This is a genomic window from Winogradskyella sp. PC-19, from assembly GCF_002163855.1.
Taxonomy (GTDB): Bacteria; Bacteroidota; Bacteroidia; order Flavobacteriales; family Flavobacteriaceae; genus Winogradskyella.
In genome coordinates, this window is record NZ_CP019332.1 from 2,585,549 (window position 1) to 2,598,194 (window position 12,646).

The following is a 12,646-nucleotide window of genomic DNA, read 5'->3' on the forward strand; positions in this document are numbered from 1 at the left end:
ATTTTTATTTTTAAGCTTTCTGTAACAGTTTTTAGAATCTGAGATTATATCTTTAATTTTTTATAAAATCAACCATCAATGTTTGTCTATCTAAGACTTTTAAAAGAAAGTTTTTCTTTCGCTTTTAATGCACTTCGTAATAATAAACTTCGTACGTTTTTGTCATTGTTAGGTGTTACGATTGGTATATTTTCGATTATTGCAGTTTTGGCTGCGGTAGATTCCTTAGATAAAAATATCAAGTCCCAATTAAGTTCATTAGACAGCAATACCATGTATTTGGCACGTTTTTCTTTTGGGCCAACGGATGTCCCTAGATGGAAACGACAACAGTTTGATAAGGTAAACTTCACCGAATATAATTACTTAAAAGATAATTTATCAGGAGCTGAACATATAGCGTATCAATTGTTTGTTAGACCAGAAAGTGTACGGTACGAGTCAGAAGTGGTTAGTAATGTTAATACAGTTGTCGTATCACATCAGTTTGCTGACATACAAACTTTAGAATTTTCAAAAGGGCGTTTTTATAATGAATCCGAATCAAATTCAGGAAAACCAGTAATTGTAATAGGCGATGAAATTGCCAATTCACTCTTTGGAGAACTTGAGCCTTTAGGAAAGCGTATTAGAATGTATGGCCAAAAGTTTACCGTGATTGGCGTTGTCAAAAAAGAAGGTTCTGGATTATTTGGAGCAAGTAATGATGTTTCTGTTTTTCTACCCGCTAACTTTGTTAGAAATCGATATGGTGATAATAATAGAAACATAAATAATATTGTCATTATTAAACCCAATCCAGATGCAGATATAGATGAACTAAAAGCTGAGGTTACACAAATAATGAGAAATCGTCGTGGTCTTAAACCTAATGAAATAGACACTTTTTTTATTAGTGTAATTTCTGGATTAAAGGATGCTATCGATGGTATTATTGGTAGTATGAACTTTATCGGTTGGATGATAAGTCTCTTTTCACTACTCGTAGGAGGTTTTGGTATCGCAAATATTATGTTTGTTAGTGTAAAAGAAAGAACTAATCTTATTGGAATTCAAAAATCTCTAGGTGCAAAAAACAGATTTATATTATTTCAGTTTTTGTTTGAAGCAGTAATTCTAGCTATCGTTGGAGGTTTAGTTGGTCTTTTAATGGTTTGGTTAGGGACTTTAGTGGCTAGTAATTTAGCCGAAGATTTTGATTTTGTCCTTTCTACACGTAATATCATATTAGGTTGCTCAATCTCATCCCTTATAGGATTAATTTCTGGAGTAATACCTGCTTTAAGAGCGTCAAGATTAGATCCTGTTGAAGCGATAAGAACTGGAATGTAATTTAACCTATTAGTTTAGACACTTCTTTACAAACAAACTCTAAAAAACGTTCATCAGCTTCTGTAAAAGGGTCAGCAGTATTAGAGTCAATATCTATCTGACCTAAGTTTTCACCATTCACAAAAATTGGAACAACAATTTCGGCTTTTACGGTAATACTACACGCTATATAATTGTCTTGCGCTTTTACATCTGGTACCACAAAATTTTGATTACTAACTGCCACTTGTCCGCAAATACCTTTTCCAAAAGGGATAATAGTATGATCTGTTGGTTCGCCAACATAAGGTCCAAGTTTTAATTCGTGTTTATCACCGTTTTTAAAATAAAATCCAACCCAATTGTAGTATTCTATGTGTTGTTCAAGCAGTTCACATATTTTAAGAAGTTTCTCGTCAACAGTAGTTGTTGTGTTAGAAGTTATGTCTGTTATTTGAGGTTTTAATTCTGTAAAAGTCATTATTAAATTAAAATTTTGTCAAAAATATCTAAAAAGTGCTAGTTTCAAATTCGAAATTCGATAAATTTAACAGCACAATAACATAAGTCCATCTTTGAGAGCATTACTTACAAAATACAAACTTGTTATTCGCTTTATACTCACATTTGTTTTAGTATATGGTGTTTTGTCTATTGGATATAAATTTTATTTAGACTTTTCTGAAGATTCTAAATACTATCCAGATTATATGACACATTTAGTAGGTAAGCAAACAGAAACAATTCTAAACGGTTTTGGTTATCGAACAAATATTGTCCCAATGCTCGAAGAACCTTCATTATTGGTTATTGTAAACCAAAAGAGCTTAGCTAGAATCATTGAAGGCTGTAACGGTATGAGTGTTATTATTCTTTTTGTTGCTTTTGTAATTGCATTCTCTGACACCTTTAAGCGGACGTTTTTATTTATACTAGCAGGCAGTGTTTTAATTTATGCGATGAACCTTGTTCGAGTAGTATTATTAACAGTTGGCTTGTATCATTATCCATGGAGAAGCGAACTCATGCACGAAGTTATTTTTCCATTAGCGATTTATGGTCTTGTCTTCTTATTATGGATGTATTGGGTCAATCATTTTTCAAAAAAAGTAAAAGCTTCCAATGTCTAAAACGTTACGATATATTATTGTTTTTGTGCTCTTGTTATTGCTAGTCTTGGTGAGGGCTTTTGAAGACACATTGTTTTACGACCCATATTTAATCTTCTTTGAAAACGATTATTTATTCATAGACAGTCCTCGACGAGAAGTTGCTAAGTTGGTCTTCTTTACTTTTTTAAGGTATCTTATAAATTCATTATTATCATTAGGTATAATTTATTGTGCTTTTTTAGATAAGCAGATGATTAAGTTTTCTGCAATAGTTTTTGCAGTAGGATACATATGTTTTACAATCCCGTTTTTATACTTTGTAATTAATCCACGTCAAGAAGATTACTATCTGTTTTTTAATGTGCGTCGTTTTTTGATTCAGCCAATTATACTTTTATTGTTATTACCTGCTTTATACTACTATAAGCTAAAGCGTTAAGGAAGTTGTAAAAACTTCGTAATAATTCAAAATTTAGTAATTTTGCAATGTGAAATACTTACTATCACATAAAATCTTTGCTACAACGTTATCTGTATTAGTGTTGCTTTCGACATTTTCTTTCACTGTCGAAAAACATTATTGTGGCGATACCTTAATTGATACAGCTGTATTCTCTGAAGTAAAAGGCTGCGGAATGGATATGGAAGCGGTTTCGAAAAAGAAAAAGCCATGCTGTAAAGATGAGGTAGATGTTATAGAAGGACAAGATGAATTAAATAGAGCCAGTTTTGACGATTTAGAATTTTCAACACATTTATTTATTGCGACTTATGCATATAGTTGTGTTTCGCTATTTGAAAGTCTTCCAAAGCAAATAATTCCTAATAAAGATTACTCACCACCTAATATTGTTTATGATATTCAGCTCTTAGAGGAGGTTTTTTTAATTTGATGTTATTCTTTTAACTAATAGAACATGAAACAATCTTGTTTCAAATTATAACATCAAAACAAATTAAATGAAAACATATATCTTATACTGTGCTATATTTTTGGCAAGTATAATTCATGCTCAAGACAAGCTCGAAGGTGTGATTTTAGAGTCTATTGAAGATAAAGAAATTCCACTAGCTGGCGCAAACGTCTTTTGGTTAAATACTAGCGTTGGAGCGATGACTGATGAGAATGGCGCTTTTTCAATTTCTTATCAATCATTATACAAAAAACTTGTAATTAGTTATGTAGGTTTTAAAACAGACACGCTTACAATTACATCGAATAAAGCCATTCGTCATGTCCTAAAATCTACATCGAGTTTGGACGAAGTAACAATAACGTCTCGTAAACAAGCTACAGCAAAATCGTATCTAAAAGCGACCAATACGTTTACGGTTAGTAGTGACGAGCTACTCAAAGCGGCATGTTGTAATCTATCCGAAAGTTTTGAAACCAATCCATCAATAGATGTCAATTTTGCCGATGCGGTTTCTGGTTCGCGTCAAATAAAAATGTTGGGTTTAAGTTCGCCTTATATTTTAATAGCGACAGAAAATATCCCTGCAATCCGTGGTGCATCACAAGCCTATGGTTTAGGTTTTATACCAGGAACTTGGGTCGAAAGTATTCAAATTACAAAAGGTGCTGGTAGTGTTGTTAATGGTTATGAAAGTATAGCTGGCCAAATAAATGCCGAATTGGTTAAGCCAATGACAGACAATAATTTGTTTGTAAATCTCTATGCAGCAACTAGCGAACGTGTAGAATTAAACACCCATTTTAATACCAAACTAAGTGATAAGTGGAGTACAGGTTTGTACTTACACGGTAACACACATCAGGAAAATCACGATGTTAATAATGATGACTTCTTAGATATGCCACTTTACAATCAGATTAATATTATGAATCGTTGGCAATATGTTAATGGCGAAAAAGGGATTGTGAGTTTTATAAATCTAAGATATTTAAATGACGAAAAGCAAGCTGGACAAGTAAGCTTTAATCCCGAAAATGACACAGGAACGACTAATGCATGGGGAAGCGAAATTAATACGGAACGTTTTGAGATAACCACAAAGTTAGGTTATGTAAACCCCGAAGTACCTTGGCAGAGTATAGGGTTTCAAACAGCCTATAGTCATCATCGACAAGACTCTTATTTTGGGTTGAATATCTATGATATACAGCACAATAGCTTTTATAGCAATTTGGTGTATAACACCATTATTTCTGACTCTAGGCATAAAATTAAAACAGGACTTAGTTTTACTTTAGACGATTATGACGAGTTGGTAAATATAAATACGTATCAGCGTATTGAAAATTCCTTTGGTGGTTTTTTTGAATATGCTTATGACGATTTAGAAAACTTAACACTAACCGCAGGCTTACGAGCTGACCAACATAACCGTTTTGGTTTTTTTGTGACACCACGTTTACATTTGCGTTATACACCTTGGGAGAAATCTGCTTGGCGAATTTCTGCCGGTCGCGGTATAAAAAGTGCTAATATTTTTGCCGAAACTCAAAATATGTTTGCTAGCTCAAGACAAATAAATATTAGAAATGAAGGCGGAAAAATTTATGGACTTGACCCAGAAATTGCATGGAATTATGGTATAAGTTACTTGCAAGGTTTTAACCTTTTTGGTCAAAAAGGCGATATAACATTTGACTTTTATCGTACAGATTTTCAAAATCAAGTCGTCACAGATTGGGAAAACCCTTTTGAAATTAGTTTTTATAATTTAGATGGAAAGAGTTTTGCTAATAGCTTTCAAGTCGAAGTAAATTACAATGCTTTTGAAAATTTTGATTTAAGAACGGCATACAAATTTTACGATGTACAAACCGATTACGATTCTGGACGTTTGCAAAAACCATTAGTATCTCGTCATCGTTTTTTTGCAAATGCAGCCTATGAAACTAAATTAAAAGAAAGTGGCAGCCATTGGAAATTTGATGCCACTTACAATTGGGTCAGTGAACAACGTTTTCCTAACACTAGTCTAAGTGTACCTCAATTTCAAGTCGATGAATTTTCGCCAACAGTCGGTACTTTAAACTTGCAAGTTACCAAAGTGTTTTCTCCTAAATTTGAAATATATGTTGGCGGCGAGAATGTGACCAATGTTAGACAACCAAACCCAATAATTAGTGCAGATAATCCATTTGGTTCAAATTTTGATACTAACTTTGTATATGGTCCGATTTTTGGAAATTTGTATTACGCAGGATTACGCTTTAAAATAAAATAATAATTAAATGTCATTCCGAATTAAATGAGGGATCTCAAAAATTTGATGCTTTGCTTTCGCTCTGAATGAAAAAATTAATAATTAACAACATGAAAAAACTACTAACACTAACAGTAATGCTATTCACCGTAATAGCTTTTGCTCAAGACAAAAACGCACGTAAAACTATTGAAGTAGATGGTATTTGCGGTATGTGTAAAGAACGTATCGAGAAGGCAGCCATACGCACCAAAGGTGTAAAATCTGGCATTTGGAGTGTAAAAACACATGAGTTAAAGCTCATTTTTGATGAACGTAAAACTGATTTGGAAACCATTTCAAAAAAATTAGCCTCAGTAGGTCACGACACAAAAATTATTAAAGCCACAGAAGAACAATATAACTCTGTACATCCATGTTGTCGTTATCGAGATGATGATGTTAAGAAAGACCATGAAAATGAGGAAAATTAATAGAAAAGCCTGATTTGTAATCGAGCTTTTTGTTTTTTAAAAGCTTGATTTTCTGATAATTTTCAACGAAACTTCATGAAATAAGCCCTTGAATTTTAATAAAGGGCTTATTTTATTTTAATGAGATTAAACTTTTGTTAGTTACTGTAGTCTAAATTGAAAACACTAATTAAATCAATATGTCCAAATCAATCATTTTACGTCTATTATTCCTTTTTACGCTTTGTTTTTTCTCATGTAACGATAATGAGGGTTATGAACCTGTTGAGACTAATGATAGTATTTTAAACTTACCAGATCAGTCTTTTGATTATGAGAGTTTAAATTTACCAAATCATTTTACTACAGATTTACCTGGTCAACCTTTACCAACGTCTGTTAATGGTATTGATAATACCCCAAACGATAATCCAATTACCAATGAAGGTGCAACATTAGGTCGCGTACTTTTCTATGATAAAAAATTAAGTGCAAATGGTACTACAGCATGTGCATCTTGCCATAAACAAGATAAAGGTTTTTCGGATGACGCCATTTTAAGTATTGGTTTTGATGGGGGTTTTACTGGACGTCATTCGATGACCTTAATAAATTCTAGGTATTACCAACGTGGTCGTTTTTTCTGGGACGAAAGAGCTACTACTCTAGAAGAACAAGTGTTAATGCCGTTTCAAGACCCAGTTGAAATGGGAATGACTTTGGAAGAAGTTGTAAGCACAGTGCAAGAACAATCTTATTATCCTGAATTATTTGAAAGTGCCTTTGGTACAGAAGATATTGATAGCGATAAAATTTCAAAAGCGTTATCACAATTTGTTAGAAGTATTGTAAGCTATTCGAGTAAATATGATGCAGGTAGAGTTGTATCTGCAGCGCCAGGTGCAAACTTTTCTAACTTTACAGCCGAAGAGAATTTAGGTAAAAATTTATTTTTTCAGACTATTCCAAATGGTGGTGGTGCCTGTTTTGGTTGTCATACAACAGAAGCATTTGTTAGTGCAAATCCAGGTCCGCAAAATAACGGACTAGATTTATTAACTACCGATAATGGTGCAGGTGATGTATTTAATAACCCTATTTTTGTAGGTCGTTTTAAGACAAGTACTTTGCGTAATATTGAGTTGACTGCACCTTATATGCATGACGGAAGGTTTGCAACACTTGAAGAAGTTGTCGAGCATTATAATAGTGGTATACAAAGTCATCCGACATTATCACCAGCATTGACTGATAATAATGGTAATCCTGTTCGCTTAAACTTTACAGAGACAGAAAAAGCCGCTTTGGTGGCATTTCTAAAAACATTAACAGATACTAGTGTTAATACTGAAGTAAAATGGAGTGATCCTTTTTAGTTTAATTCAATATATAAAGCTGTAATTCAAAAAAAGCCCTTGAATATTAAATCAAGGGCTTTTCAATTTTATTTTAGTTTTTATCAAAGAGCATCACGCAAGAGTGAATTCTTTGCCTATCCGTGCTACGGATTACATCATGCCAGGCATTCCGCCGCCGCCCATTGGAGGCATTGCAGGCGTATCTTCTTTAATATCTACTAAAGCACATTCAGTAGTTAAAATCATTCCAGCAACAGAAGCTGCATTTTCTAAGGCAATACGTGTTACTTTTTTAGGGTCAATAATTCCCACTTTAAGCATGTCTACGTAATCTTCAGATTTGGCATCGTAACCAAAGTCTTTTTTACCTTCTAATACTTTGTTGATGACAACTGAACCTTCACCACCAGCATTTTCTACGATAGTGCGTAAAGGTGCTTCAATCGCTTTGTTTACGATTTGTACACCTGTAGTTTCGTCTAGATTATCTGTTGTAATTTTTTCTAGTGTCTTTTTAGCACGAACTAAAGCTACACCACCACCAGCAACGATACCTTCTTCTACTGCAGCACGTGTTGCATGTAAAGCATCATCTACACGGTCTTTCTTTTCTTTCATTTCTACTTCAGAAGCAGCGCCAACATATAGTACGGCAACACCACCAGCTAACTTAGCTAAACGCTCTTGAAGCTTCTCTCTGTCATAATCAGAAGTAGTTGTTTCTATCTGTGCTTTGATTTGGTTAACTCGTGCTTTTATATCTGAAGATTTTCCACTTCCGTTAACAATTGTTGTGTTGTCTTTGTCAATCATTACAGATTCTGCAGTACCTAACATAGTAAGGTCAGCGTTTTCTAAAGAGAAACCTCTTTCTTCAGAAATAACAACACCACCAGTTAAGATAGCGATATCTTCTAACATGGCTTTACGTCTGTCACCAAATCCAGGTGCTTTTACAGCAGCAATTTTTAATCCACCACGTAATTTGTTGACTACTAAAGTTGCTAAGGCTTGTCCTTCGACGTCTTCGGCGATTATTAATAATGGGCGACCAGACTGTGCTACTGGTTCTAGTATTGGAAGTATTTCTTGTAAGTTAGAAATCTTCTTATCAAATAATAAGATGTATGGATTTTCTAAATCAGCAATCATTTTATCAGAATCAGTAACAAAATATGGTGATAAATAACCACGGTCAAATTGCATACCTTCAACAACATCTACATATGTATCTGTTCCTTTTGCCTCTTCTACAGTAATTACACCTTCTTTGCCAACTTTTCCAAAAGCTTTTGCGATTAACTCACCAATTGTGTTATCGTTATTTGCAGAAATAGAGGCAACTTGTTCAATTTTTTCTGAAGAGTTACCTACTTTTTTTGCCTGCTTTTCTAAATCAGCAGTGATAGAAAGTACAGCCTTATCAATACCACGTTTCAAATCCATTGGGTTTGCGCCAGCAGCAACATTTTTTAGACCTTCTTTTACGATAGCTTGTGCTAAAACAGTTGCAGTGGTCGTACCATCACCAGCAAGATCATTGGTTTTAGAAGCAACTTCTTTAACCATTTGAGCACCCATGTTTTCCAATTCGTTTTCTAGCTCAATTTCTTTTGCTACAGACACACCATCTTTAGTCACTTGCGGTGCACCAAATGATTTGCTAATAATTACATTACGACCTTTTGGGCCTAAAGTTACTTTTACTGCATTTGCTAATGCATCCACACCGCGCTTTAATCCGTCGCGTGCTTCAATATCAAATTTTATATCCTTTGCCATTTTATTTTAATTTTCTAATTAAACAATTGCTAAAATGTCGCTTTCGCGCATCATTAAATAGTCTTTACCTTCAAGTTTAAGTTCTGTTCCGCCATATTTTCCATAAAGTACAGTGTCACCAACTTTTACTGTTAAAGGTTCGTCTTTTTTACCATTACCTACGGCAACAACAGTCCCTTTTTGTGGTTTCTCTTTTGCGTTATCTGGAATTATTATACCAGAGGCCGTTTTAGTTTCAGCAGCTGAAGGTTCTACAAGAACTCTATCTGCTAATGGTTTAATGTTTAAAGCCATTTGTTATATTTTTTAGTTATTAATTTAAATTTACGCGAAGCGTAGTTCGAAAATTATGCCAAGTATTAATGACTGACAAAGTTGCAGAAACAAAAAAGCCAACTGTAAAAAGTTGGCTTTTGATATCGTTTTGAAACTTATAATTAACTTCCTGTATTTGAATCGTCAGTTGTAGCTGGAGGTGTAACAGGTTGTTGAGTTGTAGTGTCGTCTGCATCTAATGCCTTAGAATCACTTACTCCGCCAGCACCATCAATTGTAATATTAGATAATAATATTAATGCAATTAAAAGTGTTGCTAAAAACCATGTACTCTTATCTAAAAAGTCACCTGTCTTTTTTACACCACCTAATTGTTGTGTACCGCCACCACCGAAAGAAGATGATAATCCACCACCTTTTGGATTTTGTACCATAATTACTACTACTAGTAAAAATGCTACCACTACGATTAATACCAAAAATATTGTAAACTTAGTCATTGTTTGTATTATTATGTTCTCTTAATTCTTTTATTGCCTTAATTTGGTCTGCAAAGAAACTACTTTTTTCTGGATATTTCAAACTTAAAATTCGGTAAGATTGAATGGCCTTTTCATAGTTTTTTTGCTCTAAGTAAATACGTGCCAAAGTCTCTGTCATTAAGCTGTCATCAGTGCTTTCTTCGTTGTTGACTAATTTTGGCTTTGGTGTATTTGCAGTAGGTTTTATTTTTGGGTTTTCAGTAATAAACTTGTCAATAGCTTCTAATTTGTTACTTATAGGTGCTTCGTTTTCTATTTGATTTTGACTTCTGTCAATAGGTTTAAAGCTTGTAATTTTCAACCATTCTGAAAATGAATGTGTTTCAGAAGAAGAGAATTCTAAAGGTTTTCCTATTTGAAGTTTTTCTTCAATTGGGTCGAGATTTGTTATGTTTCCAGAAATTTTAAAAGATGGAATGTTTTGTCTTTCAACTTCTTTTTCCTCAAATAGATTTGGGTCTAAAACACCATCAGTAGCTTCAACTTGTCTCTTCAAAGCATCGTCAATTGTAACACTTCTATTTATAGAGATGTCGTCTATCGCATTAACTTCGATATTTTTTATATATTCTGAATTTTGTTTTATCTGTTGCGATATCTCATTCTGATTAAAAACTTCAGAGGTAATGAAATCGAATAAAACACTGCGGTCAGTTGTATGTGCAGCAGTTACTTTTAGAGCGTTGTTGTATTTGTAACTGTCTTTGTTTTTAAGAGCCTTAAGGTACAGTGCACGAACAGGCTGAAAGTAAGAATACCTATCTACTAAAGTTTTAAGCTCACCAATTTTCTCTGTTTTTAGAGTTTCTGGGTATTGTAGTATAGATGTAAGTTCTTGTAATTGCATGTTACCAGTCTGCTAAAGCTTTTTGAAAAATATCTTGTGTAATACGCTCAAAAATAGCTTCCCAAGCTGTATCGCGTTGCCCGCCAGTTAACAGTGCATCACCTTCATAGTCAAAAAAGAATGAGAAGCGTTGGTCAAAACTTTTTTCGTCATCTTTTGTGTTAGTATATTTTACATTAACACCAATGGTTAATCTGTTTTGTGCTGCTCGATTATTTGCAGTAGCTGTTGTGGGGCTAATCCTGTACTCAACAATTTCGCCTTCAAAAATAACTTCGGCACCAGAATTTACAAGATTAGAATTAGTTTGATTTACTATTAAATCTTGAAGCGCATTTGTAAATTGAATATCTAAACCAGGCTCTATTAGAGGTGCGTTATTCTGAAAAAAATTAACCTGAAAAGTTTCTGGGGTTTCAGTAATTCCTGTAAATGAATAAGGACCACAAGCTGTTAGACTTGTGAAATATAGTGTGAAGCAGATATATTTAAATAATTTCATTAGTGTTGTTTTTGATAAAACGGAAAAATTATAAATCGTATTGTTTTATCTTTCTGTAAAGCGTTCGTTCGCTAATACCTAACTCGGCAGCGGCTAATTTACGTTTTCCGTTGTGACGTTCTAGTGATTTTTTTATTAATTCTAATTCTTTATCATGAAGCGACAAGGTTTCTTCTTCTTCAATCTCCTCTGCAAAGTGGTATTTGTCTTCAGTTTCTATAATTGGGTCGATTATCTCTTCTCTATGTTCTGGTATCGCTAAAACAGGAACGTCTTGTAGTGTTTCCTCTTCGTTGTTACCATAGATTTTTTGAATCAGTCCTTCGTTATCTTTTTCGACTTCAGAAATGTTACCATTTTTCATAAGTTCCATCGTTAACTTTTTCAAGTCATTGAGGTCACTTTTCATATCAAATAAAACCTTGTATAAAATCTCACGTTCGTTACTAAAATCGCTTTCAGATTTAGTGTCTTTTATTACAGCGGGTAAATTTTGACCAGCACCTGTCGGTAAATAATTTTTTAAAGTAACCCCAGAAATAGAGCGGTTGTGCTCTAAAACCGAGACTTGTTCCGCAACATTGCGCAGTTGACGTATATTTCCATTCCATCTGTAACTTAGAAGAAGCTGAATAGCCTCAGCGGTTAATTTTACCGTTGGCATTTTATATTTTAGTGCAAAATCACTAGCAAACTTTCTAAATAATAAATGTATGTCTTCTTTACGCTCACGAAGTGCAGGAAGATTAATCTCAATGGTACTTAAGCGGTAATATAAATCTTCTCTAAATTTCTCTTTCTTAATAGCCTCAAACATATTTACGTTTGTAGCTGCAACAATACGAACATCAGTTTTTTGAACCTTACTTGAGCCTACTTTGATGAATTCGCCATTTTCTAGAACACGCAACAGGCGCACTTGTGTTGTTAGTGGCAATTCTCCAACTTCATCTAAAAATATTGTTCCACCATCTGCAACTTCAAAATAACCGGAACGTGTTTGAGTAGCTCCTGTAAAAGCTCCTTTTTCGTGGCCAAAAAGCTCACTGTCAATTGTACCTTCTGGAATAGCACCACAGTTTACAGCAATGTATTTACCGTGTTTACGATGTGATAGTTGGTGTATGATTTTTGGAATACTCTCTTTACCAACACCACTTTCTCCGGTAACTAATATAGAAATATCGGTAGGTGCTACTTGTATCGCTTTTTCAATAGAGCGATTAAGTTTGGCATCGTTGCCAATAATTCCGAAACGTTGTTTTATGGCTTGTATTGATTCCATGT

At 33.9% G+C, this 12,646-nt stretch carries 14 protein-coding genes; 7 read left to right on the forward strand and 7 right to left on the reverse strand.

Annotated elements, in window-relative coordinates; genetic code table 11:
* Positions 1-78: 78 nt before the first annotated feature.
* Positions 79-1,332, forward strand: a complete 1,254-nt coding sequence (locus BTO05_RS11885) for an ABC transporter permease (protein ID WP_087492879.1) — start codon at positions 79-81, stop codon at positions 1,330-1,332.
* Position 1,333: 1 nt separating this feature from the next.
* Here the strand turns inward: BTO05_RS11885 and BTO05_RS11890 are convergent, their stop codons facing one another.
* A complete protein-coding gene (locus BTO05_RS11890; RefSeq protein WP_087492880.1) occupies positions 1,334-1,792 on the reverse strand; it encodes a GAF domain-containing protein in 459 nt (152 codons plus the stop codon).
* Between the two features lie 94 nt (positions 1,793-1,886).
* Here BTO05_RS11890 and xrtF point away from each other — a divergent pair, with 94 nt between their 5' ends.
* The 6 genes from xrtF to BTO05_RS11920 all read left to right on the forward strand — a co-directional run bounded on the left by xrtF (position 1,887) and on the right by BTO05_RS11920 (position 7,428).
* Positions 1,887-2,441 carry an exosortase family protein XrtF gene (xrtF, locus tag BTO05_RS11895; protein WP_087492881.1) on the forward strand — a complete coding sequence of 185 codons (555 nt, stop codon included), beginning with the start codon at positions 1,887-1,889 and terminating at the stop codon, positions 2,439-2,441.
* Positions 2,434-2,862, forward strand: coding sequence for an exosortase F system-associated membrane protein (locus BTO05_RS11900; protein ID WP_087492882.1), 429 nt, complete (start codon positions 2,434-2,436; stop codon positions 2,860-2,862). Before xrtF ends, BTO05_RS11900 begins: the two co-directional genes overlap by 8 nt.
* Before the next feature lie 49 nt (positions 2,863-2,911).
* Positions 2,912-3,316 (forward strand): HYC_CC_PP family protein, encoded by a 405-nt coding sequence (locus tag BTO05_RS11905; protein WP_087492883.1) that lies wholly within the window; start codon positions 2,912-2,914, stop codon positions 3,314-3,316.
* Between the two features lie 67 nt (positions 3,317-3,383).
* Positions 3,384-5,621 (forward strand): TonB-dependent receptor, encoded by a 2,238-nt coding sequence (locus BTO05_RS11910; RefSeq protein WP_087492884.1) that lies wholly within the window; start codon positions 3,384-3,386, stop codon positions 5,619-5,621.
* An 89-nt stretch (positions 5,622-5,710) separates the two neighbouring features.
* Positions 5,711-6,073 carry a heavy-metal-associated domain-containing protein gene (locus tag BTO05_RS11915; RefSeq protein WP_198295229.1) on the forward strand — a complete coding sequence of 121 codons (363 nt, stop codon included), beginning with the start codon at positions 5,711-5,713 and terminating at the stop codon, positions 6,071-6,073.
* A gap of 179 nt (positions 6,074-6,252) precedes the next feature.
* Entirely contained in the window at positions 6,253-7,428 is a 1,176-nt protein-coding gene (locus tag BTO05_RS11920) for a cytochrome-c peroxidase (RefSeq protein WP_087492885.1), read from the forward strand.
* Between the two features lie 132 nt (positions 7,429-7,560).
* On the opposite strand, the gene groL is transcribed toward BTO05_RS11920, so the two are convergent.
* From groL to BTO05_RS11950, 6 genes are all read right to left on the reverse strand, one after another.
* Positions 7,561-9,192, reverse strand: coding sequence for a chaperonin GroEL (groL, locus tag BTO05_RS11925; RefSeq protein WP_087492886.1), 1,632 nt, complete (start codon positions 9,190-9,192; stop codon positions 7,561-7,563).
* 18 nt (positions 9,193-9,210) lie between these two features.
* On the reverse strand, positions 9,211-9,486 hold the full coding sequence (gene groES, locus BTO05_RS11930) for a co-chaperone GroES (RefSeq protein ID WP_087492887.1): 276 nt from the start codon (positions 9,484-9,486) through the stop codon (positions 9,211-9,213).
* Between the two features lie 143 nt (positions 9,487-9,629).
* Entirely contained in the window at positions 9,630-9,968 is a 339-nt protein-coding gene (gene secG / locus BTO05_RS11935; protein ID WP_087492888.1) for a preprotein translocase subunit SecG, read from the reverse strand.
* The gene (locus tag BTO05_RS11940) at positions 9,961-10,857 is read right to left on the reverse strand and encodes a hypothetical protein (protein ID WP_087492889.1); all 897 of its coding nucleotides are present in this window, start codon (positions 10,855-10,857) and stop codon (positions 9,961-9,963) included. Before BTO05_RS11940 ends, secG begins: the two co-directional genes overlap by 8 nt.
* A gap of 1 nt (position 10,858) precedes the next feature.
* On the reverse strand, positions 10,859-11,359 hold the full coding sequence (locus BTO05_RS11945; protein WP_087492890.1) for an LptE family protein: 501 nt from the start codon (positions 11,357-11,359) through the stop codon (positions 10,859-10,861).
* Between the two features lie 28 nt (positions 11,360-11,387).
* A complete protein-coding gene (locus BTO05_RS11950; RefSeq protein ID WP_087492891.1) occupies positions 11,388-12,644 on the reverse strand; it encodes a sigma-54 interaction domain-containing protein in 1,257 nt (418 codons plus the stop codon).
* Positions 12,645-12,646 lie beyond the last annotated feature (2 nt).